Here is a 24,410-nt window from a genome sequence, read left to right on the forward strand (position 1 = left end):
CCTGTGACGAATTCATGTGCTTAAAAGCGCGGATCATTTTCACACGGAATACCATTTTTATTGTCATCGAGATAGGTGCCGGGACAGAACTCTAAAAAGAATTCAGCTTCGGCTCGTGACTTCATCTGTGGACAATATAAGCGCCCATCGCAGTGAAACTCAGGCTTCTTCTGAACAACTTTGCCATGAACCGTTTGCACAAAATAGCTCATGAGCCCGCCACGGTTTTCCGCGGCAGGTTTCTGTTCTTCGAAGTAATTCCATACAGCAAGAATTAGCGCAGCAATTAGTATTATTTTTTTCATGGGGAGTACCTGATTAATAACATAGTTAATAACACTCACACCACATTTGTTATGAATAAATCGTAGACAATAGATTCAAATATTACAATTTTATAATGCTAATAGTTATTTTTTAATATTTAACGCGTATGTCATATCAAACGTTATAGATCACGTTCGAAATCGAATGACATTAACTAATATGCCACCAATAATTAGACTTGCGGCAATGATGAAGCGCCAACTAAGCTGCTCATCGGCAACGACTATGCCCCCAGCTGTTGCTATAAGAGGGACACTAAGTTGTCCAATTGCTGCGGTACTAACCTGAATACGCGGCAATACCAGATACCAAACTGCATACCCCAAACCTGAAGTGACTGCCCCCGATAAAATTGCCAGCGCAATGCCTTTCGCAGAGAGCAGTGAATTGGGAAGCAACCATATCAGCGCTAGCGAAACTAACGCGATCGCTCGGGTAAAATTATAGGTGGTGTCAATTAATGGTGTGGCACTTCCGCGCCCGTGCAACGAATAGAGACCCCAAGCGCTCCCTGCGGTAATCATCAGCAATACCGATATCCACGATTCGGGCAGTTGTAAGCTCGGTGCAACCAAATAACCCAAACCAATAAGTGCAATTGCGCTACCTAACCATTCCCGGAATTTTACCCGAGCACCTTGAGCAAGGTTTACCCCAAACATTGATAACTGCACGGCAGCAAACAGCACCAGTGCACCAAACCCAGTTTCTAGAACCATATACGCGTACGAAAAGGCGATGACATAGATTGATAACGTTAAAGCACCCCACCAACTTCCTTTTACGGAATGGCCTTGCGATTTTGGTACGTTGCGGCGTAAAAAAGAAAGCAATAACCACAACGCAATAGCACCACTGACAATGCGTAGCCAAATAAACGAAGCAGGGTCTATCGTATTATCAAGTAACGCATAGCGAGTGATAATAGAATTCCCCGCAAACGCGAACAACGCAATGATAAAGAGTATGGCTGTCTTCATGGGTGATTGTCCGTTGGGTGATCGTGATACATACAAAAAAGCCGCTCAAAAGAGCGGCTTTTAGCATGACTGAACTGGTGGCTATTACCAACCAGTTTTTTCACGCAACGCTTTACCGATATCGGCTAAGCTACGTACGGTTTTAACACCAGCAGCTTCAAGCGCAGCAAATTTCTCGTCAGCAGTACCTTTACCACCAGAGATAATCGCACCGGCGTGGCCCATACGCTTACCTGGAGGAGCAGTAACACCTGCAATGTAAGAAACAACTGGCTTGGTGACGTTGTGCTTGATGTACTCTGCAGCTTCTTCTTCTGCAGTACCACCAATTTCACCAATCATCACGATCGCTTCAGTTGCTGGATCTTTCTCGAACATTTCAAGAATATCGATGAAGTTAGAACCAGGAATTGGGTCACCACCGATACCAACACAGGTAGACTGACCGAAACCTTCGTCAGTGGTTTGCTTCACGGCTTCATAAGTCAATGTACCTGAACGCGATACGATACCTACTTTACCTGCTTTGTGAATGTGACCTGGCATGATACCAATCTTACACTGATCAGGCGTGATAACACCTGGGCAGTTTGGACCGATCATACGCACGCCTTTGTGCGTCAAGTATTCTTTCACATAAAGCATATCCAACGTTGGGATACCTTCAGTGATACATACGATTAGCTCGATACCAGCGTCTGCAGCTTCAATGATTGAATCTTTACAGAATGGCGCAGGTACATAGATAACTGATGCTGTTGCGCCAGTTGCTTCTACGGCTTCACGTACAGTGTTGAATACTGGTAAACCAAGGTGCGTTTGACCGCCTTTACCTGGAGTTACACCACCAACCATTTGCGTACCGTAAGCAATTGCTTGCTCAGAGTGGAAAGTACCCTGGCCGCCAGTGAAACCCTGGCAGATAACTTTGGTATTTTTATCGATCAAGATAGACATTATTGACCTCCTGCCGCAGCAACCACTTTATCAGCAGCGTCAGACAAACTTTCTGCTGCGATAATGTTCAGGCCACTTTCTGCTAATTTCTGACGACCCAATTCTGCGTTGTTACCTTCAAGGCGCACAACAACAGGAACTTTCACGCCAACTTCTTCAACGGCGCCCATGATACCTTCAGCGATCATGTCGCAACGAACGATACCACCGAAAATGTTCACCAATACGGCTTTAACAGCGCTGTCAGACAGGATGATTTTGAATGCTTCAGTAACACGCTCTTTCGTTGCGCCGCCACCAACATCCAAGAAGTTTGCTGGTTGACCGCCAGCAAGCTTAACGATGTCCATCGTACCCATCGCCAAACCAGCACCGTTCACCATACAGCCAATGTTACCGTCAAGCGCTACGTAGTTCAGTTCCCACTTAGCCGCTTGTGCTTCACGCTCGTCTTCTTGCGAAGGATCGTGCATTTCACGGATTTTAGGCTGGCGATACAGTGCGTTGCTGTCGATATTGATTTTACCGTCTAAGCAATGCAAGTTGCCTTGATCAGTAATAACCAACGGGTTGATTTCTAACAATGCGAAATCGTACTGTTCGAACATTTTCGCTAAGCCCAAGAAGATTTTAGTGAACTGCTTCACTTGCTCTGGGTTTAAGCCTAATTTGAAACCAAGTTCACGACCTTGGTATGGCTGTGCGCCAACCGTTGGATCAATGATTGCTTTCAAGATTTTTTCTGGGGTTTCTTCGGCAACTTTCTCGATTTCAACACCACCTTCGGTTGACGCCATGAACACGATTTTACGTGTCGCACGGTCAACAACTGCGCCTAAGTACAGTTCTGAAGCGATATCAGTCAAGCTTTCTACCAAAATTTTAGCAACCGGCTGACCGTTTGCGTCTGTTTGGTAAGTCACCAAGTTTTTACCTAACCAATTGCTCGCAAATGCGTGCACTTCGTCGTGGCTAGATACTAATTTTACACCGCCCGCTTTACCGCGGCCGCCCGCGTGTACTTGAGCTTTAACAACCCAACGATCACCGCCGATTTTTTTGGCAGCTTCAACGGCTTCGTCTGCAGTGTCTACTGCATAGCCTTCAGATACTGGCAAACCGAACTCTTTAAAGAGTTGTTTAGCCTGATACTCATGCAAGTTCATGATGATCTTCCGATTCGTTTGAACAACAAAAGCAGCGTCATGCTGCTTACCCGAAAATTCGCGCGTATTTTACAGTTTCGCGCGGAAAAAATACAGCCGCTGCTTCAATTGACACGCAATTGCAACACAGCGGCTGTGCATTATGTTATAGGTCCAACAACAAACGTTGTGGATCTTCTAACAACTCTTTGATGGTTACTAAGAAACCAACAGATTCTTTACCGTCAATGATGCGGTGGTCATACGACAACGCTAAGTACATCATCGGTAAAATTTCGACTTTACCGTCAACCGCCATTGGGCGATCTTGAATTTTGTGCATGCCCAAGATAGCGCTTTGTGGTGGGTTCAGAATTGGCGTCGACAACAGTGAACCGAATACACCACCGTTGGTGATGGTGAAGTTACCACCTTGCATATCTTCCATGGTCAACTTACCGTCACGACCTTTAATCGCTAGGTCACGGATACCATTTTCGATGTCAGCAATGCTCATCTTATCGGTGTCACGCAATACTGGGGTTACCAAACCGCGTGGTGTTGATACCGCAATGCTGATATCAAAGTAGTTGTGATACACAATATCGTCACCGTCAATTGACGCATTCACTTCAGGGAAGCGCTTCAATGCTTCAGTTACCGCTTTCACATAGAAGCCCATGAAACCTAAACGCGTATCGTGACGCTTTTCAAATTCGTCTTTGTACTTCGAACGCAAGTCCATGATTGGCTTCATGTTCACTTCGTTGAACGTGGTCAACATGGCTGTCGCGTTTTTCGCTTCGAGCAAACGTTTCGCAATGGTTTTACGCAAACGTGTCATTGGCACACGTTTCTGATCGCGGTCACCGGCAGCTGGTGCTGGTGCGCTTGCTGTTTTTGCTGGCTCAGCTTTCTTCGACGCGCCTTCTTTCAAATGCTTCTCAACATCTTCTTTGGTGACGCGACCGCCTTTACCGGTGCCTTTAACATCCGACACTTTCAAGTTATTTTCAGCCAACATACGGCGTACCGCTGGGCCTGCCACTTCGCTATCACCTTCGTCAGCTGACTCTTCTTTGCTTTCGCTTGATGATTCTTTTGCTGAATCGCTTGCCCCTGCTGAAGCGCCGGCTTCAACAATACCAATCACATCGTCAGCACCAACAGTAGCACCTTCTTCTTGCTTAATTTCCGCTAGCACGCCGTCAGCTGGAGCAACCACTTCCAACACCACTTTGTCGGTTTCAATATCAACCAAGTTTTGGTCGCGCGTTACCGCTTCGCCTGCTTTAACGTGCCAAGTTGCGATTGTTGCGTCGGCAACCGACTCTGGTAACTGAGGTACTTTCACTTCAAGCTTTTCGCCTGAGCCAGAAGCTTTTTTGTCAGCTGGTTTATCGGCTTTCTTCTCTGCTTTCTTGTCATCAGCCTTTGCTTCAGACTTGTCAGCTGCAGCGCCGTCGCCTTCTTCCAGCTTACCAATCACTTCTTCAGCACCGACAGTAGCGCCTTCTTCAGCGATGATTTCACCGATTACGCCATCAGCAGGTGCAACCACTTCCAACACCACTTTGTCGGTTTCGATATCGACCAGATTCTGATCGCGCGATACTTTGTCACCTGGCTTCACGTGCCAAGTAGCAACTGTTGCATCAGCAACAGATTCAGGGAGTTGTGGAACTTTAATATCAATAGCCATGGTCAATTGTCACCTATTTAATGGTTAGCGCGTCATCGACTAATTTTTGTTGCTGTTTGTTGTGCTCAGATAAGTAACCTACCGCTGGTGCCGCCGAAGCTTCACGTCCTGCGTAAGTTAACTCTGCGCCCTTTGGAATTGCCGCTCGGAAATTGTGCTGGCTGCTATACCATGCACCTTGGTTTTGCGGTTCTTCCTGACACCAAACAAAATCTTTCACATGCTGATAATCTTTCATGATCTCAGCCACTTCTTCAGCAGGGAACGGATACAATTGCTCGATACGAATAATTGCGACGTCTTCCTGCTCACGCTTACGGCGCTCTTGGAGTAAATCGAAGTAGACTTTACCCGAACAGATTACCACGCGTTTTACTTTCTTCGGCGCTAAAGAATCGATTTCACCAATCGCATTCTGGAACACGCCAGTTGTTAATTCATCTAACTCAGAAATCGCCAAAGGATGACGTAACAATGATTTTGGCGTCATTACAATTAGCGGACGGCGAACCGGACGCAAATGCTGACGACGAATCATGTGGAATACCTGAGCTGGTGTAGTTGGTACACACACCGACCAGTTGTGGTCTGCAGACAGCTGCAAGAAGCGTTCAAGACGCGCTGAGCTGTGCTCTGGCCCTTGACCTTCGTAACCGTGTGGCAACAACAACGTCAGACCACATAACCGACCCCACTTCTGTTCACCAGAACTTAAGAACTGGTCAATCACCACTTGCGCACCGTTGGCAAAATCACCGAACTGCGCTTCCCACATCACCATTGTTTTCGGCTCTGCAGTGGCGTACCCGTATTCAAATGCAACAACCGCTGCTTCTGACAATACTGAGTCGTAAATTTCAATTTGGCCTTGGCCATCGCGAATGTTGTTCAACGGCATGTAGGTGCTTGCATCTTTCTGGTTATGCAATACCGCATGGCGATGGAAGAACGTACCACGACCGCTATCTTGGCCAGTCAAACGAATATGAACACCTTGGTCAACCAAAGTGGCATAGGCAAGGTTCTCAGCGAAGCCCCAATCAGCCGGCTTTTCACCTTTCGCCATTTTCATGCGTTCTTCATAAACTTTCTGTACGCGTGAGTGCAACTTGTGCTCTTTCGGCACAGTACTCATCGCTTTACCAAGCTTTTCAATTTGTTGCTTGCTGATCTTGGCGTCGTAATCGACATCCCACTCTTGGCCAATATAAGGTGACCAATCAGACGAGTGGCTCTTCATTTCACGCCATTCATCAACAACAATCTCGCCTTTATCTAAAGCGTCACGATAATCGCCAACGAGGCTCTCGGTCACGTCACCATCAATCACGCCAGCCTTCTCAAGACGCTCAGCATAAATGGCACGTGCTACTGGATGTTTCTTCACCTTGGTGTACATCACTGGTTGCGTTGCGCTTGGCTCATCAGCTTCGTTGTGACCATGACGACGGTAACAAACGAGGTCAATCATCACATCGCGCTTAAACGTGTTACGGAAATCAAGCGCAAGCTGAGTCACAAATACAACAGCTTCAGGATCATCGGCATTCACATGGAAAATCGGTGCCTGAACCATTTTCGCAATATCAGTACAGTATTGCGTTGAACGAGTATCTTCACGCTTCGATGTGGTGAAACCAACTTGGTTATTCACAACAATACGAATTGAGCCGCCCACTTGGTAAGCACGGGTTTGTGACATGTTGAAGGTTTCTTGAACAATGCCTTGCCCGGCAATCGCCGAGTCACCGTGAATGGTAATCGGTAAAACTTTCGCACCCGTTTTGTCACCCAAACGGTCCATACGCGCACGTACAGAGCCCATCACGACTGGGTTAACAATTTCAAGGTGCGAAGGGTTAAACGCTAATGCGAGGTGAACATCGCCACCTGGCGTAGCAAAGTCAGATGAGAAGCCCGAGTGGTACTTCACGTCACCTGAACCTTTGTTATTCGAATGTTTGCCGGCAAATTCGTCGAATAGGTCTTGTGGCTTCTTACCAAGTACGTTCACGAGAACGTTTAAACGGCCACGGTGCGCCATACCAATCACGACTTCTTTACTGCCTTGCTCACCCGCACGGCTGATTAACGCTTTCAACATAGGAATCAGGCTATCACCACCTTCCAATGAGAATCGCTTCGCACCTGGGAATTTTGAGCCGAGATATTTCTCGAGGCCATCGGCTGCAACAAGCTCTTTTAAAATGCGCTGCTGCTGCTCTTTAGCAAACTCTGGACGACCACGAACGCCTTCGAGGCGTTGCTGAATCCAACGTTTTTCTTCGGTAGAAACAATATGCATATACTCGGCGCCAATCGGACCGCAGTAGATATTGTTCAGTACTTCGTAAATTTCGCCCAGCTTCATGGTCTCTTGACCAACAGCTAATGAGCCCACGTTAAACTCTTTATCGAAATCATCTTTCGATAAGTCGTGGTGCTCTAACGCCAAATCTGGAACTGACTCTTGCTTCCATAAATCGAGTGGATCAAGATTCGCATGCTGATGACCACGGAAACGATAAGCATTGATCAGCTGCAGCACTTTCACTTGCTTCTGATCTGGAGCGCCCGCTGTCACCGTACCGGCTTGCTTAAGCTTATTCTTTGCAAGCGAACGGAATTGTTCACGAACCGCACTATGCTTCGTATCAATACCAGCGCCATCACGCGGCAATTGATCAAAGAATTTGCGCCACTCATCACTAACCGCCGTCGGATCGTCGAGATACAACTCGAACAATTCCTCGACATAGGCCATGTTACCACCAGCCAGGTGGGAGGATTCTAGCCAGGCTTGCATTACGCCATCTTGCATCGCTGTTCCTTCACACTCGTTTTATAAAAAAATAGCCATCCAAGCTGGATGGCTATTTCGATACAGCTCGGCCACTACTATAGCAAATCTGCGCAATTTAATTAAATTGCGCGATTCAATAGCATGGATTTGATGTTACCAATAGCCTTCGTTGGGTTCAGACCTTTCGGGCATACGTTGACGCAGTTCATGATGCCGTGGCAACGGAATACACTAAATGCATCGTCAAGCTCATTTAAACGCTCTTCGGTTGCCGTATCACGGCTGTCAATTAAGAAGCGATAAGCGTTCAACAAGCCCGCTGGCCCGATAAATTTGTCTGGATTCCACCAGAACGAAGGACATGACGTTGAACAGCATGCACATAAAATACATTCGTACAGACCATCCAACTTCGCCCGATCTTCAACTGACTGTAAACGCTCACGCGCTGGTGGCGTTTTGTCATCGTTAATCAGATACGGTTTAATTTTCTCGTACTGCGTATAGAACTGACTCATGTCGACAATCAGGTCACGGATAACCGGTAATCCTGGCAACGGGCGAATCACAATCTTCTTATCACCGCCCTTCAGCGCTGACAATGGCGTGATACACGCTAAACCATTTTTGCCGTTCATGTTCAAACCGTCAGAACCACACACACCTTCACGGCATGAGCGACGGAACGCCAACGTTGGATCTTGCTCTTTTAACAACAACAGCAAGTCGAGCACCATCATGTCACGATTTTTCTCCACCTCTACGGTGTAGTCTTTCATGTACGGTGCGTTATCAACGTCTGGGTTGTAACGATAAACTGAAATATTCAACTTCTTCATCGTTGTCACCTAACCTTAGTAAGTCCGCGCTTTCGGCGGGAATGCTTCACGCAGTTTTGGCTGCATATTCACTTCGCGCTTCACAATCGATTCGTCTTGTGGACGATAAACGGTGTGCACCAACCAGTTGTCGTCATCGCGATCTGGGAAATCTGCACGGCTGTGAGCACCACGGCTTTCAGTACGGAAGTTTGCTGCTACTGCGGTTGAGTAAGCTGTTTCCATTAAGTTATCTAACTCCAAGCACTCAATGCGCTGGGTGTTAAATTCTTTACTGGTGTCGTCCAAACGAGCATTTTGTAAACGCTCACGGATTTTCTTCAACTCTTCTAAACCTTCAGCCATTGCTTTACCTTCACGGAATACCGAGAAGTTCAGCTGCATGCACTTCTGCAAGTCTTTCTTGATTTGTACTGGGTCTTCGCCATCTTTGTTGTTTTCCCAACGACGAACGCGCGCCAAAGCGGCTTCAATTTGCTCTTGTGATGCTTCTTTCGCATCACCCAGCGATTTCATTGCATCGGCTAGGTGTAAACCGGTCGCGCGACCGAATACAACCAAGTCTAACAATGAGTTACCGCCAAGACGGTTCGCACCATGTACAGATACACAAGCAATTTCGCCACAAGCAAACAAGCCATGAATTGGGGTTGCATTACCTTTATCATCAATTTGTAATGCCTGACCATTCACGTCAGTTGGAATACCACCCATCATATAGTGACAGGTTGGAATAACTGGAATTGGCTCTTCTGCTGGGTCAACATGAGCAAAGGTTTTCGCTAGGTCACACACGCCCGGTAGGCGGCTTTCTAAAACGTCACGACCTAAGTGGTCAAGTTTCAGTTTCAAGTGCGGACCAAGTGGGCCATCGCAACCACGACCTTCACGAATTTCAGTCATCATTGAACGGGCAACCACGTCACGCGACGCTAGATCTTTCGCGTTTGGCGCATAACGTTCCATGAAGCGCTCACCGTCTTTATTTAAGAGGTAACCACCTTCACCACGGCAACCTTCAGTGACCAAGGTACCCGCTCCGGCGATACCGGTCGGGTGGAACTGCCACATTTCCATATCTTGTACTGGTACGCCAGCACGCAATGCCATACCAACGCCGTCACCAGTATTGATGTGCGCATTGGTGGTTGATGCATAAATACGGCCTGCACCACCAGTTGCTAACACAACTGCTTTGGCTTTCACGTAAAAAATTTCGCCGGTTTCGATATTCAGTGTCGTTACACCAACAATCGCACCTTCATCATTTTTCACTAAATCAAGCGCATACCACTCAGAAAATACGGTGGTTTTGTTCTTTACGTTTTGCTGATAAAGCAAGTGCAACAACGCGTGACCGGTACGGTCGGCTGCTGCCGCTGTACGCGCCGCCTGCTCGCCACCGAATGCTTTCGATTGGCCACCAAATGGACGCTGATAAACTTTTCCATTCTCGAAGCGAGAGAAAGGTAAGCCCATATTCTCAAGTTCTAAGATTGCCTCAGGACCGGTTTTACACATGTACTCGATGGCATCTTGGTCACCGATATAGTCTGAACCTTTCACGGTATCAAACATGTGCCATTCCCAGTTATCCTCGTGCGCGTTGCCTAACGCTACGGTGATACCGCCTTGGGCGGAAACTGTATGAGAACGGGTTGGAAATACTTTCGACATCAGGGCACACGTCATGCCTGACTGCGAGATTTGTAGGGCAGCGCGCATACCTGCGCCACCTGCGCCGATTACAACGGCATCAAATTCGAGTGTTTGTACGCTCACTTAGACACCCTCCACTGGCCACACAACCAATAAACCGGCTAACCAATATACGATTAGTGCGACACATACTGCGTATTGAAGAAAAGCTCGTAAGCCCGTGTTTTTTACGTAGTCAGTCAACACTTGGAAAATACCAATCCAACCGTGAATCAACACAGCTGTTAATGCCAACATGGTGAAGATTTTCATTCCCAAGTGCGCAAATAAATTGGTCCAAGTAGCGTACGTAATGGCTTCTGCTGATACTAGGAAGCTCACCATGAAAATGGTGTACAACGCCATGATGATGGCTGACGCACGGAGCAAGATGAAATCATGGCTACCGGTGCGGCCGAATGTTGAAGCTGCTTTTACCATAACCAAACTCCTGCTAGTACTGAAAGTACGATTGCTAACACGAAAACGATCTGTGCGCTCACTCGACCTGAATCGAGTTCTTCAAAGTAGCCCATGTCCATAAACATGTGGCGAACGCCAGCGAGTAAGTGATAGCCCAATGCTGTCATGATGCCCCAAGCGATGAACTTAGCAATGAAGCCGGTTAACAAACCGTGCACCATGTCGAAGCCTTCAGGTGATTGCAGAGAGATTGCCAATGCCCAAACAAGGAAACCAACGCCACCTAGCATAATGACGCCAGAGATACGGTGGAGAATGGAGCTAATGGCTGCAGCCGGGAAGCTGATAGTGTTTAAGTCTAAATTTACAGGTCTTTGTTTTTTCACGATTGTTGTGCCTTTACGAAAAGCATTGTTAACATGCTCGGAACTTCAAACATCCTCGTCCCGTAGAAATGGTTTAGAGGACCCTGTTAGATCGCCGCCAAAGTATATAAGCCATGGTTATGAATTACAATTCCTTAGCGGCGTCTTTCGCTTAAAAACGTAAATTATTTATCAATAGATCAAGCCAATAAAATCCAGCACTCAATGACAATTCTACCTTAGTCGCATACAACCCAATTCAAGATAGGCGTATAACGTTGGCGCAATTATTTTTTTACGGTGGCTGTCATCCGACTGTCACGTTGTAGCGTAACAATGGCGTGTTAAACTAGCACCTTTAATCGTGAGAATGCTCAGGATTACTGGCTTTTACTTGACGTGAATCAGCAGATTTATTCGGTTTAAACGGCCGTTTGAATTGACATTCACGGTTAAGATCAAGTAAATTCTATCGCCCTTTTAGTGATGAAGCAGACTTAAACAAGGAGATTTCCTTATGGCTGATCGTAAAGCCACCCTGCAGATTGACGGCCAATCCATTGAATTGCCAGTACTATCTGGTACAGCCGGCTATGATGTAATTGACGTGCGTACTTTAGGCAAACATGGTTTTTTCACTTTTGATCCAGGTTTCCTAGCAACTGGCTCATGTGAATCAAAAATCACCTACATTGATGGTGAACAAGGCATCCTTCTGCATCGCGGATATCCAATTGATCAGCTTGCGACTCAAGCGGATTATCTCGAAGTATGTTATATGCTGCTACACGGTGAAGCACCGAACGAAGAAGAATATGCGAAATTCAAGCAAACCATTACCAAGCACACGATGGTACATCAAGGTTTGCATAACTTCTTCAATGGCTTCCGTCGCGATGCACACCCAATGGCTATGTTATGCGCAGTTACTGGTGCATTATCATCGTTCTATCATGACGACCTCGACATTCATGACGAGAAGCAACGTTTACGTAGTGCCTATCGCTTAATTGCTAAGATGCCGACGATTGCGGCAATGGCTTACAAATTCAGTATTGGTCAGCCGTTCGTCTACCCACGTAACGATTTAAGCTACTCAGAGAACTTCTTGAACATGATGTTCTCGGTTCCAGCAGAAGACTATAAAATCAGTCCGACAATTGCCAAAGCAATGGATCGTATTTTCACGTTACATGCTGATCACGAGCAAAATGCTTCAACCTCAACCGTGCGTTTAGCTGGTTCTTCTGGCGCTAACCCATATGCGTGTATCGCAGCTGGTGTTGCATCGTTGTGGGGCCCTGCTCACGGCGGCGCTAACGAAGCGTGCTTACGTATGCTGAAACAAATCGGTAGCGTTGAGAACATTCCTAAATACATCGATAAGGCAAAAGATAAGAACGATCCGTTCCGTCTGATGGGCTTTGGTCACCGTGTTTATAAGAACTTTGACCCACGTGCTACCGTGATGCGTGAAAGTGCGCACGAAGTTCTGAAAGAATTGAACATCAACGACCCATTGTTAGATGTTGCCATGGAACTTGAGCGCATTGCGCTTGAAGACCCATACTTCGTCGAGAAGAAGCTTTATCCGAACGTCGATTTCTATTCAGGCATTATCTTGAAAGCAATCGGTATTCCTACCAACATGTTTACGGTTATCTTCGCATTATCGCGTACCGTTGGTTGGATTTCACACTGGCATGAAATGATGGGCGAAGAGAACCAGAAGATTGGTCGTCCACGTCAGTTGTACACCGGTGAAGCAAAGCGTGATTTTAAACCACTGAAGCGCTAATGCTTCGGTGAAATTCACCACTAATTAGTGAAAAGCACTCTTCGGAGTGCTTTTTTTATTTCTATCTCCCCATAAACTTTTTCTTCTCGTTTTTCATCTAAACACCAGCACCCTTTCAGAAACGCCATAAAACAAAGGCTTAGCCAATTTTTTAATACAACAAAATGAAAATTGGCACGTTCTATGCATAAGTATCGATACCATGTCGTCACAGACAGTTTTTGAAAGATGGGTTCCCGGTGTCGAACGCCGAGCAACCAATAACGAATAACCAATAACGATTAACGCATTAAATCGGGACAAGATGATGAACACGCACACATACACCAATCGCTTTGTTGCAGTCACATTGGCTTCGCTTCTCGCACTTAGTACCAGTGCTTGTAGTGATGCCGGCGCCAGCAACGAAACTCCAGCAACTCAAGAGCAAGCTCAAGTTGCACGCATTCCGGTAGCCACACAAACAGTTGTCGCCGGTGAAATCACCTCGAGCTTTAAATCAACCGCCACGCTTGAAGCACGCGATGAAGCAGATGTGACGAGCAAAGCGACTGGCATTATTGAGTCGATTATGGTTGAAGAAGGCGACTATGTTGTAGCTGGACAAATTCTTGCCCACATGCGTGATGATGAATATCGCATTCAAGTAGCACAAGCACGCGCCGAATTAAACTCGATCAAACAAGAGTTAAAACGCGTCAAAGATATGGCGGAACGCGATATGATCAGTGCGGATGCCTATGACAAGTTGCGTTTTCAAGCCGACATGCTGCAAGCAAAGTACGATATGGCTGCATTGAACTTGGCTGAAACCGAGATTCGCGCCCCAATCAGTGGTTACGTTGCTTATCGCTACGTGAAACCAGGCAACTTAGTTCGCCAATACGAACAACAGAAGTTATTTCACATTGTTGCGTCAGACGTACTGCAAAGTAACGTCTATCTGCCTGAACGTGAATTGCAACGCGTTAAAGTAGGCCAAACTGCTGAATTACAATTAACCGCCTTAAATAATCAGAGTGTCACTGCAACGGTTGCGCGAATTAGTCCCGTGGTTGATACACAGTCCGGTACCTTCAAAGTTGTCTTACACGTGGATAATCAAAACAACAGCTTGAAGCCTGGTATGTTCGCGCACGTCAACCTCAATTATGCGACTCGTCAAAACACCGTCACAGTGCCCCGCTACGCCGTACAAAGCTTAGATAATCAACACAGTGTGTTTACTGTTGATGCTGACGGCGTTGCCCACAAAGTCGATGTACAAATTGGCTTTGAGGACGAAACTCATCTAGAAATTATCAACGGCTTAAGCGTTGGCGATGCAATTGTGATTAGTGGTCAAGCTAACCTTAAAGATGCAGCCCTAGTTGAAGTGATTCGGAGCGAGCAACAATCATGAGTATCGTTAAGTTAGCAGTAAAGCGCCCTGTTACGATTGCGATGCTCACCTTGGCGGTGATGTTATTCGGCTTTGTTTCATTAGGTCGTATTCCAGTTACCCTGCTCCCTGATTTAGCTTACCCGACTTTAACTGTGCGCACCGATTATCCCGGCGGTGCGCCTAGCGAAGTTGAGCAACTTGTCAGTAAACCTATCGAAGAAACACTCGGTACGGTAAAAGGTATTCGTCGTATTGAATCAATTTCCCGTGCTGGCCAAAGCGATGTCTTGCTCGAGTTTAGTTGGGGCACTGACATGGAAATGGCGAGCCTTGATGTGCGTGAAAAACTTGATTGGGTGGAATTACCACTCGATTTAGAAAAGCCAGTTTTGCTTCGCTTTAACCCAAGTGAAGAGCCGGTTTACCGCTTAGCCTTGAGCTTGAATGAAAATGATCAGTCGATTAGCGCCTTAAAGCAATTACGTACCTACGCTGAGGAAGACTTAAAGCGGCATTTAGAGAGCATTGAAGGCGTTGCTTCGGTGCGTTTAGGTGGCGGTTTAGAAGACGAGATTCAAGTATTAGTGAATGAACGTCAAGCCGCCGCATTGCAGATACCCATGACGTTGATTACGCAGCGCTTGCGTGAAGAAAATATCAATTTGTCTGGTGGTCGTATTGAAGCTGATCGTGCTGAGTACTTAGTAAGAACATTAAATCAGTTCAAAAACTTAGAAGACATTCGCTCAATCTACCTCACCACGCGCAATAATCGTCCAATTTTACTAAAAGACATCGCGGTGGTTGAAAACGCCTACAAAGAACGCGACGCCATAAGTCGTGTCGGTGGCATGGAAGCAGTTGAAGTTTCGCTTTACAAAGAAGGTGATGCCAACACTGTTCAAGTATCAAAAGCTATTCAATCACATCTGCAACAGCTGAAAACCGCAAATCTACTCCCTGAGCAATACGCCATTAAACCAATTTATGACCAAGCCGTGTTTATTAGCGCGGCCATTGCAGAAGTTCGTGACGCTGCAATCATTGGCGGTTTGTTAGCGATGGTTATCATTTATCTATTTTTACAACGCGTGTGGCCGACTATTGTCATCAGCTTAGCCATACCAATCTCAATTATTGCCACGTTTAACTTACTCTACGGCTATCAAGTTTCACTCAATATGATGTCGCTGGGTGGTATTGCGTTAGCGGTTGGTATGTTGGTGGATAACGCCATTGTCGTTCTCGAAAATATTGCCCGTCATCAACAACATAGCGATGCTGAACAAGCGGCAGAAGTTGGCACGCGTGAAGTTTCTGGGGCTATTATTGCGTCCACGCTAACCACCATGGCGGTGTTCTTTCCGTTAGTATTTGTTGAAGGTATTGCCGGTCAGCTATTTCGTGATCAAGCCTTGACCGTCACCTTTTCTCTTGCAGCTTCACTACTGGTGGCACTAACACTTATTCCGATGCTATCAAGCCGCAGCCGCAACAAATCAAACGCTGAAATTGAACCTTTTGCATATGCCAAAGGATGGCGGTTTTGGTTAAAGACGCCAATCTACCTTGTATTTCGCTGGATTCCTTTCGCGTTAATTAGCGTATTTGTAGCGATCGCGCGCGTACTTACTAAATTATTTACACTAATTACCACGCCATTATTGAAGTTGTTTAATACCGTCTATCAAACACTTGAAGCTGGCTATCAACGACTCCTCAACGTCGCTCTAAAACGTGCAGGCGTAACCTTGGGTATCATTCTGTTGAGCGCTGCGGCTTGTTACACGCTATTACCACGCCTTCCGGTCGCATTGCTGCCGAATATGGCACAAGGAGAATTTTACGTTGAAGTCGAATTACAGCCCGGCGCAACCATTTATGAAACCGATATGGTGTTAGCTGAGCTTGGTAACGTGATTGCTACGTCTGATGAGCTTAATGCGGCGGTGGACCGTTACTATACCATCGCGGGTACCGGCAGCCTGCTTAATGCAGCGCCGGGTCAAAGTGGTAATCAGTGGGGACGGCTGAATGTGGTCATGGCGGATCACAACATGGCTGCCACTGAAAAAGTACAACAGCAACTGCGGCAGAAAGTGCAATCAATGCCGGGGGTTATGGCAAAATTCGGGACGCCTGAGCTGTTTAGCTTTGCAAGCCCGATTACCATCGAGTTTGTGGGTTACGACCTCGCCTTACTGCAACAAGCAGCGCAACAATTCAGTACAACACTTGAAGAGCATCCGCAATTTACCGACATTCGGGTCAATATGACTGATGGTCAACCTGAACTCGCGGTGTATTTTGATCATGCGAAGCTTAGTCAATACGGCTTAACTAGTGCCGAAGTTTCCGAATTACTAGCGACAAAAATTGGCGGTCGCGTCGCGAGCCAATTTAGTTTGGATGACCGAAAAATTGATATTCTTGTTCGCAGTCAATCCGCTGATCGCAATTCGCTTCGTGACCTGCAGCAAGTGATCATTAACCCGGGTGCGGCGCGGGAAATTACATTACAAGCCGTCGCCGAAGTTGTGCCAGTCGTTGGTCCAAGCGAAATTACCCGAATTGACCAACAGCGCACTGCAATCGTAGAAGCCAACCTAAATTATGGTGACCTTGGCAGTGCAGTTAGCAACGCTCAGCAATTACTCGATGAGACGCAACTTCCTCTCACGATCACGGCTCGCGTCGCTGGACAAAACGAAGATATGCAACGGTCATTTACCTCGTTGCAATTCGCTTTGGTGCTTGCCGTATTTCTGGTGTACCTGGTGATGGCATCGCAGTTTGAATCGCTGCTACATCCATTGTTTATTCTATTTACCGTACCGCTCGCTGGGGCTGGTTCAGTGCTTGGTCTTTATCTCATGGGCACCGAACTGAGCATTATTGTGTTCATTGGTTTAATCATGTTGGCTGGTATTGTTGTGAACAATGCGATTGTTTTGGTCGACCGAATTAACCAATTGCGAGAGGAAGGCATTGAGCGCTACCAAGCTGTTTACACTGCAGCACAACAACGTCTGCGGCCGATTCTTATGACCATGCTCACCACGGTTTTAGGGTTGTTACCATTAGCCATAGGGCTTGGCGAAGGCGCTGAAATTCGCGCACCCATGGCGATTAGTGTTATTGCAGGTTTGTTGTTCTCAACACTGCTGACGCTACTGTTCATTCCATGCTTATATCTCCTTGTGGATCGTAAGTCTGCAGCAACGGGGGTGAAAGTATGAACGCCGCCCAAATAGGATCCGCATTAGCACGCTGGGCGCTACGTCGCCCAGTAACCACTTGCATGATTTTCTTGTCCATGTTGTTACTCGGAGCGATTAGTTCTCGGTTACTTCCGCTGGAGAAATTCCCTGGCATTGAGATTCCGGAAGTTGTTGTTCAAGTTGCTTATCCGAACTCAACACCAGCAGAGATTGAGCGCCTAATCACTCGCCCACTTGAAGAAGCACTCGCAACCTTGAGTAACGTCAGTCGCATGCGTTCAACGTCAACCTCTGACAATGCGCAAGTGCTGTTACAGTTTGAATGGGGCCAAGATATCCGTACCAAGAGCATCGAAGCCCGTGAGAAAGTCGATGCCATTAAGCATTTGCTTCCCGATGACGTCGACCGTGTGGTTGTATTTCAGTTTAACACTGAAGATATGCCTGTATTTCAATTGCGAATAAGTAGTCAACGCGATTTATCGAATGCCTACGACTTGTTGGATAGAAGCCTGCGTAAGCCGATTGAACGCGTCGACGGTGTGTCACGCGTCACATTGTATGGTGTTGATCCGCAGCAAATCGTTATTCGCTTAAATCAGGCATCATTGTTGGCGCATCAATTGAAACCAGCAGAGATTACTGCGGCCTTACAACGTGCGAACTTTTCGTTAACTGCTGGCTTTATTGAGAATGAACATCAACGTATTCTGGTGAATCCAGTGGGCGAATTCCAAAGCGAATACGATATCGGCAATTTTCCTATTCGTCCGGGACTGAAACTTCGTGATATTGCTGAAATTGGCCGCGAGATGCCTCGCAAAGTCGATGGTCGCCACCTCGACCAAAGCTATGCCATTGGTATGGAAGTGTTCAAAGAATCCAATGCCAATTTGGTTGATGTTTCAGCCCGAGTGATGAAAGTCATTGATGAAATACGTCAAGACCCTCAATTTAACGGCATTAACTTGTTCGTGATGGATGATACCGCTAAAGGTGTCACAACCTCTTTGAGCGACTTGGTTAGCGCTGGGTTGCTGGGTGCGTTTTTGTCGTTTTTGGTGCTCTATGCGTTTTTGCGTAACCTCACCACAACGCTCGTCGTGGTGTTGAGTGTACCAATTGCCATTTGTATTGCATTAGGTGGCATGTACTTCCTCGGTTACTCGCTTAACGTTTTATCGCTGATGGGCCTGATGTTAGCTGTCGGTATGCTGGTTGATAACGCCGTAGTTATAACCGAGAGCATTCAACACGAACGTGAGCAAGGTGCAGATGCCGAACAGGCAACCGTTGAAGGTGTTGGGCAAGTATCGTTGGCGGTTGTAGCCGGTACTTTAACCACAGCTATTGTCTTCTTGCCGAATATTTTTGGAAAGAAAACCGACATCACCATCTTTCTCGAACATACCGCAATCGCTATTTGTTTATCGTTATTGGCATCGTTGTTGCTATCGCAAACTCTGGTTCCTTTATTGATTACGAAACTACGCCGTTTTAGTCATAAAAAAGTGAAGCCGCAAAAACCGCCACGTCGCTATCGTAAAGCGTTGGAATGGAGTTGGCGTCACCCAGTTTGGACGGGGTTCTTCGCCGTACTGCTTCTTGCGAGTATTGCGATTCCATTTGCTGGCGTAAGTGGCGATGAAGGGCCTCAAGGCTTCAATGACCGTTTGTTTATTAACTACAACCTTCATACTCAATACAGCCTGGCGGAAGTTGAAGATGAAGTCACTCAACTTGAGAACTACCTGTACGCCAACCAAGAAAGCTTTGATATTGATGCGGTATACAGCTATTACACGCCCGACTATGCCGTCTCAACGTTATTGTTGAAGGAAAACCGAGATGAAAAACTTGCAGATTTGATGGAACGTATTCGCAAAGACATGCCCAACCTATTGCGTAGTGAGCCGAAGTTTGGCTTTGGTGGCGGACGTGATGGTGTGCGAGTGACATTAAGCGGCCAGTCAACCGATGTACTGCAACGCTTAGCTACAGATGTCCTGCCTATGTTGAGTGCTATTGAGGGGCTGACCGATGTTCAAGCGGAATCGGAGACAGGACAGTTTGAACTGATTATAAAAATTGACCGCGAGCGCGTTCACAACTTGGGTTTAAGTTCTGCCGATGTTGCTAAAACGGTGTCGACAGCTTTGCGGGGGCAACGGTTACGATCTTATCGTGGTGACCCGAATGGCGAAATTGATTTGCGCGTTGCCTTTGATAAGGAACTCGAGAATTCGCTACCAGCACTCTATAACTTGCCTATTCTGCAGGCGAACAACAAAATCATCGCACTGCAGGATATCGCAACGTTGGTGAAGCAACCGCGATTGAGTCAAATTCGTCGTACCGACCGACGCACCTCACTTACCATTGATGCGAACCTGAACGAACTGACCATCAATGAAGCGCGCGATAAAATTACTGCAGCACTTAGCCAATTACAGTTGCCACAAGGCTATTTGTGGAGCTTAGATGGCAGTTTTGAGCGGCAACGTGAAAACGAGAGTGTCATGTTAGTGAATACATTGCTCGCCGTTGCACTTATCTACATCGTTATGGCGGCGTTGTTCGAATCGTTACTGCTACCAACCGCAGTAATCACGTCCCTGTTGTTCTCTATTGTCGGCGTATTTTGGGCACTACTGATCACCGGGCAATCGATCACCATTATGGCGATGATTGGTATTCTGATTCTGATGGGTATTGTCGTGAATAATGGTATTGTTCTGGTTGATCGTATCAACCACTTACTTGCCCAAGGTGCGACTTTACAAGAGGCAATTATTGAAGGCAGTGTCAGCCGATTGCGGCCTATTCTCATGACCGTATCGACCACTGTTTTGGGCCTGTTGCCGTTGGCGTTTGGTACCACGCAAATTGGTGGTGATGGCCCGCCCTACGCACCAATGGCAATCGCTATTATTGGTGGTTTGGTGTTTTCGACAGTAACCAGTTTGTTCTTGGTACCTTACGCTTATGCTCGCTTGATTGGTATGCGAGCACGCTGGCACCGTTTGTGTCAGCATGCGCAAGCAAAAGTTAGTCAGTTACTTCCTGGTTAGCACGCGCTAAGTCGGCTGGCGTATCAATGCCAGCCGGCGGTAGAGCAATGGCTTCAGCCACATGAATGCGCTCTCCATACCAAAGCACTCGAAGTTGTTCGAGTGACTCAATTTGCTCCAGCGGGCTTGGCTCCCACTCAATGTAACGCCAGACAAAGCCGGCCCGATAGGCGTAGATGCCAATATGACGGCGATAATCAGCCAACTCACCTAGACGGTTCTGAGTCAGTCCATCACGCTCGTAAGGAATGGGCGCGCGACTAAAATACAAAGCATACCCATTCACATCGGTAACAACTTTTACCGCATGCGGACTTTGTACTTCTTCTAGCGAAGAAATCGGTACCGCCAAGGTCGCCATTTGTGCAAGTTTTTGATTCGCTAGATTATCTGCTACTTGGCGAATGATCTCAGGCGGAATAAACGGCTCATCCCCCTGCACGTTGACCACCACTTGATCATCAGCAATGGCTAAATAATCAATGACTTCAGCAATTCGTTCAGTACCTGAATTGTGGTGCGGCGAGGTCATCATAGCTCGTCCACCAAACGCTTCAACGGCGTCAATGATGCGCTGATCATCGGTGGCGACAATAACTTCAGCAGCACCAGCGGCGGCGGCACGTTCGTAAACACGCTGAATCATGGTTTTATTGCCAATCATCGCCAGTGGTTTACCCGGCAAGCGAGACGATGCGTAACGTGCGGGAATTATGACGGTAAAGCTCATGACGATAGTTGCTCCAACTCTGCGCTGCTAAGCTCACGGGCTTCGTGGCTTAATAGCATCGGAATATCATTGCGAACCGGATACGCGAGCCGCTCACCGCGACACACTAATTCACTTTTATCAGCAACCCAAACTAACTTTCCTTTGCATAAAGGACACGCCAAAATAGCTAAAGTCTTCTCATCAACCGCCATAATTACTCCTTGCATGCTATACCGTGCAGACGCTGCTGTAACTGTTGCCAAAATTCATCACTAAATTCTGCCGAAACCGGCAAATAAAACCAATTCTCTTGCGCAAATGTACGACATTTTGCCGCATCTTTTTCTGTCATCAGTACATTCATTGACGACTCAATGTTCTCAAAATCACCCGCATGAAACGGATGATGATCAGCAAATTCAATGCAACGTTTGAGTGTTAGCTGCTGTTGTTTAAGCGTATCAAAAAATCGTTGCGGATGACCTATACCTGCAATCGCAACACTATCACCGAGAGGTTGATCAACTTCAACGTTATCAATAACTCGCTTCCAGCGTTGCGGTTTAAGGGTAAATGACCAGCCATAGTTTTGCTCAGACAGGCCATTTTGCACCACCAAATCAACCTGTTGTAATCGCACTGCAGGTTCTCGTAATGGCCCAAGCGGCAAGCGCCAGCCGTTACCTAATCCGCGCATGCCATCAACGACAGCAATTTCGATATCGCGCGCCAACCGATAATGCTGTAACCCATCATCACTGAGTATGATATCTGTTGCTGGAAACGTCTGAAGAATTAATTCGATAGCGTGTTGACGATTGGGGCTTACCGCTAGTGGCACGCCAGTTCGTTGAGCCAGTAACTTTGGTTCATCGCCGACGCTCTGTGCTGTTGCTGACGCAGTGACAATTTGTGGGAATGGGCCTTGCGCACCATAGCCGCGCGAGATAATTGCCGGCGAGTAGCCCTGTTGTTTAAGCCACTGCACCAGCGCTTCAGTTACCGGTGTTTTCCCGGTGCCACCGACACTAATATTGCCAACCACTATAACTGGCACCGGCGCTCTATAGCTGGCTAAAATACTAGCTCGATACGCCCAGCGCCGTACCGTACTCATAGCCACGAACAGCGCATGCAGCGGTAATAAAAGAACTAACAACGGATGAAGGCCAGAACGATACCAAGCCCGCTGCCAAAACATGATTACTCGCCCCCGCTAAACTGCAGACTATAAAGCTGGTAATAAGCACCTTGTTTGTCGAGTAATGTCTGATGATCACCACGTTCGAGCACTTTGCCCTCTTCCATCACCAATATTTCATCAGCGTTTTCAATGGTTGAGAGCCGGTGTGCAATGACAATCGAGGTTCGATTTTGCTGTAGCCGACTCAAGGCTTTTTGAATGTGACGTTCAGACTCTGTATCAAGTGCAGATGTCGCCTCATCCAGAATCAAAATTGGCGCATCGCGCAATAACGCACGAGCAATCGCAATACGTTGACGTTGCCCACCAGACAACATCACGCCATTTTCGCCAACCATGGTGTTTAACCCAAGTGGCAAGTTGTCGGTGAACTCGGTAATAAAGGCTTGTTCCGCTACTTCGCGGATACGCTCTGCCGATACTTCACCGCGCGCGCCATAGGCGATATTGTTGGCAATTGTATCGTTAAATAGGGTCACATGTTGCGATACCAAAGCAAACTGACGGCGCAAACATTTCAGTTTGTAATCGTAAATATCCACGTCATCGAGATAAATCTTTCCACTTTGTGGTGCATAAAAGCGGGTAAGTAAGTTCGAAATTGTTGATTTACCACTACCCGAACGACCAACCAAGGCCAATGTTTTGCCTGGTTTCACATCAAAACTGACTTTGTCTAACGCCGGCGACTCTGCCTCGTCATAAGTGAAAGTCACATCTTCAAACCGTATATGCCCGTGTGCACGTTCAACAAGGTAGGTTCCTTTGTTTGGCTCCGCCTTTTCGTCTAACACCTCAAAGATGCTTTGTGCTGCGGCAATTCCACGCTGGAAGTCACTGTTCACCGTCGTGAGCTGCTTGAGCGGGCGAAGCAACATAATCATCGACGTGAGTAATGTCGTAAACGCACCCGCTGATAACTGTTCTAGCATTTCCGGGTAGCTTGCAAGTACTAACACCATCGACAAACTAAACGACGCAATCAACTGAATAACCGAGGTGCTCACGGTTTGTGCGTTAATAAGCTTCATATTCTGGTTGCGGGTGACATTGTTGATGTCTTGAAAGCGCTTGGATTCGCGCTTTTGACCTTCATACATCACCACAACTTTATGGCCATTAAGCATTTGCTCAGCCGTTGTTGTGACGTTACCCATGGCCGTTTGAATACGGCGCGATACTTGACGGAAACGTTTTGAAACCACGGAGACCACTTTGGCAATTAATGGGCCGACAACCAAAAATACCAATGACAATTGCCAACTGATGTAGAACATCAAACCCAACAAACCAACGACAAACGCACCTTCGCGAATCAATACTAAAATAGCGCGTGAACTGGCCTCCGCCACCTGCTGTGTGGTATAGGTGATTTTTGATAATAAGTCACCGGTTGAATGGCGATCATGAAATGACACCGGTAACTTCATCATGTGATCAAATAATTGCTGACGCAGCGTGGTGATCACTCGAAAACCAACCCAGTTCAATAAGTAGGTAGAAATAAAATTGAAGGTACCGCGAGCGATGAACACTAAAGGCACAAAAATAGCGCCATAAATGAGGATGGTAGAATCTTGTTCGGTTAACCCTTCATCGATAAGTGTTTCGATTTGAGAAAAGAAAAATGTATCGACGGCTGCATAGCCAATCATCGCAATAACCGAAAAAATAAATGCCGTACGATACGGCTTTATGTAGCTTAGTAAGCGACGAAAAGTCCGCTTCTTTTGGGCTTCGGTCATATTTTCCAGTATATTTTCAGCGCTCATGCAATTCTT

18 protein-coding genes are annotated in these 24,410 nt (G+C 46.8%); 4 read left to right on the forward strand and 14 right to left on the reverse strand.

Translation table 11 applies throughout. The annotated features are described in order from the left end of the window. Nucleotides 1–20 precede the first annotated feature (20 nt). The 10 genes from D3795_RS04155 to sdhC all read right to left on the reverse strand — a co-directional run bounded on the left by D3795_RS04155 (nt 21) and on the right by sdhC (nt 11,260). Entirely contained in the window at nt 21–305 is a 285-nt protein-coding gene (locus D3795_RS04155) for an excalibur calcium-binding domain-containing protein (protein WP_156266511.1), read from the reverse strand. A gap of 150 nt (nt 306–455) precedes the next feature. Next, nucleotides 456–1,307: a DMT family transporter gene (locus D3795_RS04160; protein WP_156266513.1), complete on the reverse strand. Its 852-nt coding sequence runs from the start codon at nt 1,305–1,307 to the stop codon at nt 456–458. A gap of 84 nt (nt 1,308–1,391) precedes the next feature. Further along, entirely contained in the window at nt 1,392–2,264 is an 873-nt protein-coding gene (gene sucD / locus D3795_RS04165; protein WP_092854519.1) for a succinate--CoA ligase subunit alpha, read from the reverse strand. Next, entirely contained in the window at nt 2,264–3,430 is a 1,167-nt protein-coding gene (sucC, locus tag D3795_RS04170) for an ADP-forming succinate--CoA ligase subunit beta (RefSeq protein ID WP_156266515.1), read from the reverse strand. The genes sucD and sucC overlap by 1 nt, the downstream gene beginning before the upstream one ends. Nucleotides 3,431–3,575: 145 nt before the next feature. Further along, nucleotides 3,576–5,111, reverse strand: a complete 1,536-nt coding sequence (gene odhB, locus D3795_RS04175) for a 2-oxoglutarate dehydrogenase complex dihydrolipoyllysine-residue succinyltransferase (protein ID WP_156266517.1) — start codon at nt 5,109–5,111, stop codon at nt 3,576–3,578. 13 nt (nt 5,112–5,124) lie between these two features. After that, a complete protein-coding gene (gene sucA / locus D3795_RS04180) occupies nt 5,125–7,932 on the reverse strand; it encodes a 2-oxoglutarate dehydrogenase E1 component (protein WP_156266519.1) in 2,808 nt (935 codons plus the stop codon). Nucleotides 7,933–8,033: 101 nt separating this feature from the next. Continuing rightward, nucleotides 8,034–8,753 carry a succinate dehydrogenase iron-sulfur subunit gene (locus tag D3795_RS04185; RefSeq protein ID WP_156266521.1) on the reverse strand — a complete coding sequence of 240 codons (720 nt, stop codon included), beginning with the start codon at nt 8,751–8,753 and terminating at the stop codon, nt 8,034–8,036. A gap of 15 nt (nt 8,754–8,768) precedes the next feature. Continuing rightward, entirely contained in the window at nt 8,769–10,535 is a 1,767-nt protein-coding gene (gene sdhA, locus D3795_RS04190; protein ID WP_156266523.1) for a succinate dehydrogenase flavoprotein subunit, read from the reverse strand. Beyond that, nucleotides 10,536–10,892 (reverse strand): succinate dehydrogenase, hydrophobic membrane anchor protein, encoded by a 357-nt coding sequence (gene sdhD / locus D3795_RS04195; RefSeq protein WP_092854506.1) that lies wholly within the window; start codon nt 10,890–10,892, stop codon nt 10,536–10,538. Beyond that, nucleotides 10,886–11,260, reverse strand: coding sequence for a succinate dehydrogenase, cytochrome b556 subunit (gene sdhC, locus D3795_RS04200; RefSeq protein ID WP_156266525.1), 375 nt, complete (start codon nt 11,258–11,260; stop codon nt 10,886–10,888). The genes sdhD and sdhC overlap by 7 nt, the downstream gene beginning before the upstream one ends. A gap of 496 nt (nt 11,261–11,756) precedes the next feature. Between sdhC and D3795_RS04205 the strand changes: the two genes are divergently transcribed. From D3795_RS04205 to D3795_RS04220, 4 genes are all read left to right on the forward strand, one after another. Next, nucleotides 11,757–13,037, forward strand: coding sequence for a citrate synthase (locus D3795_RS04205; protein WP_156266527.1), 1,281 nt, complete (start codon nt 11,757–11,759; stop codon nt 13,035–13,037). A 304-nt stretch (nt 13,038–13,341) separates the two neighbouring features. Then, on the forward strand, nt 13,342–14,439 hold the full coding sequence (locus tag D3795_RS04210; protein WP_156266529.1) for an efflux RND transporter periplasmic adaptor subunit: 1,098 nt from the start codon (nt 13,342–13,344) through the stop codon (nt 14,437–14,439). After that, entirely contained in the window at nt 14,436–17,660 is a 3,225-nt protein-coding gene (locus tag D3795_RS04215; RefSeq protein ID WP_156266531.1) for an efflux RND transporter permease subunit, read from the forward strand. The genes D3795_RS04210 and D3795_RS04215 overlap by 4 nt, the downstream gene beginning before the upstream one ends. Then, nucleotides 17,657–20,713 (forward strand): efflux RND transporter permease subunit, encoded by a 3,057-nt coding sequence (locus D3795_RS04220; RefSeq protein ID WP_156266533.1) that lies wholly within the window; start codon nt 17,657–17,659, stop codon nt 20,711–20,713. The genes D3795_RS04215 and D3795_RS04220 overlap by 4 nt, the downstream gene beginning before the upstream one ends. Here the strand turns inward: D3795_RS04220 and kdsB are convergent. Genes kdsB through msbA form a run of 4 tightly spaced genes read right to left on the reverse strand, consistent with a single transcriptional unit; the run spans nt 20,691 to nt 24,374 of the window. After that, the gene (gene kdsB / locus D3795_RS04225; protein ID WP_156266535.1) at nt 20,691–21,443 is read right to left on the reverse strand and encodes a 3-deoxy-manno-octulosonate cytidylyltransferase; all 753 of its coding nucleotides are present in this window, start codon (nt 21,441–21,443) and stop codon (nt 20,691–20,693) included. The genes D3795_RS04220 and kdsB overlap by 23 nt on opposite strands. After that, entirely contained in the window at nt 21,440–21,637 is a 198-nt protein-coding gene (locus tag D3795_RS04230) for a Trm112 family protein (RefSeq protein ID WP_156266537.1), read from the reverse strand. The genes kdsB and D3795_RS04230 overlap by 4 nt, the downstream gene beginning before the upstream one ends. Before the next feature lie 2 nt (nt 21,638–21,639). Then, on the reverse strand, nt 21,640–22,626 hold the full coding sequence (gene lpxK, locus D3795_RS04235) for a tetraacyldisaccharide 4'-kinase (protein WP_156266539.1): 987 nt from the start codon (nt 22,624–22,626) through the stop codon (nt 21,640–21,642). 2 nt (nt 22,627–22,628) lie between these two features. Beyond that, on the reverse strand, nt 22,629–24,374 hold the full coding sequence (gene msbA / locus D3795_RS04240) for a lipid A export permease/ATP-binding protein MsbA (protein WP_156268953.1): 1,746 nt from the start codon (nt 24,372–24,374) through the stop codon (nt 22,629–22,631). Nucleotides 24,375–24,410: the final 36 nt, after the last annotated feature.

This window comes from Pseudidiomarina andamanensis, from assembly GCF_009734345.1.
GTDB lineage: Bacteria > Pseudomonadota > Gammaproteobacteria > Enterobacterales > Alteromonadaceae > Pseudidiomarina > Pseudidiomarina andamanensis.

What these genes read in the sequence shown, in the direction of transcription:
- D3795_RS04155 (WP_156266511.1), bottom strand. Translation starts at nt 305, where the DNA reads ATGAAAAAAATAATACTAATTGCTGCGCTAATTCTTGCTGTATGGAAT.
- D3795_RS04160 (WP_156266513.1), bottom strand. Translation starts at nt 1,307, where the DNA reads ATGAAGACAGCCATACTCTTTATCATTGCGTTGTTCGCGTTTGCGGGG.
- sucD (WP_092854519.1), bottom strand. Translation starts at nt 2,264, where the DNA reads ATGTCTATCTTGATCGATAAAAATACCAAAGTTATCTGCCAGGGTTTC.
- sucC (WP_156266515.1), bottom strand. Translation starts at nt 3,430, where the DNA reads ATGAACTTGCATGAGTATCAGGCTAAACAACTCTTTAAAGAGTTCGGT.
- odhB (WP_156266517.1), bottom strand. Translation starts at nt 5,111, where the DNA reads ATGGCTATTGATATTAAAGTTCCACAACTCCCTGAATCTGTTGCTGAT.
- sucA (WP_156266519.1), bottom strand. Translation starts at nt 7,932, where the DNA reads ATGCAAGATGGCGTAATGCAAGCCTGGCTAGAATCCTCCCACCTGGCT.
- D3795_RS04185 (WP_156266521.1), bottom strand. Translation starts at nt 8,753, where the DNA reads ATGAAGAAGTTGAATATTTCAGTTTATCGTTACAACCCAGACGTTGAT.
- sdhD (WP_092854506.1), bottom strand. Translation starts at nt 10,892, where the DNA reads ATGGTAAAAGCAGCTTCAACATTCGGCCGCACCGGTAGCCATGATTTC.
- D3795_RS04205 (WP_156266527.1), top strand. Translation starts at nt 11,757, where the DNA reads ATGGCTGATCGTAAAGCCACCCTGCAGATTGACGGCCAATCCATTGAA.
- D3795_RS04210 (WP_156266529.1), top strand. Translation starts at nt 13,342, where the DNA reads ATGATGAACACGCACACATACACCAATCGCTTTGTTGCAGTCACATTG.
- D3795_RS04215 (WP_156266531.1), top strand. Translation starts at nt 14,436, where the DNA reads ATGAGTATCGTTAAGTTAGCAGTAAAGCGCCCTGTTACGATTGCGATG.
- D3795_RS04220 (WP_156266533.1), top strand. Translation starts at nt 17,657, where the DNA reads ATGAACGCCGCCCAAATAGGATCCGCATTAGCACGCTGGGCGCTACGT.
- kdsB (WP_156266535.1), bottom strand. Translation starts at nt 21,443, where the DNA reads ATGAGCTTTACCGTCATAATTCCCGCACGTTACGCATCGTCTCGCTTG.
- D3795_RS04230 (WP_156266537.1), bottom strand. Translation starts at nt 21,637, where the DNA reads ATGGCGGTTGATGAGAAGACTTTAGCTATTTTGGCGTGTCCTTTATGC.
- lpxK (WP_156266539.1), bottom strand. Translation starts at nt 22,626, where the DNA reads ATGTTTTGGCAGCGGGCTTGGTATCGTTCTGGCCTTCATCCGTTGTTA.
- msbA (WP_156268953.1), bottom strand. Translation starts at nt 24,374, where the DNA reads ATGACCGAAGCCCAAAAGAAGCGGACTTTTCGTCGCTTACTAAGCTAC.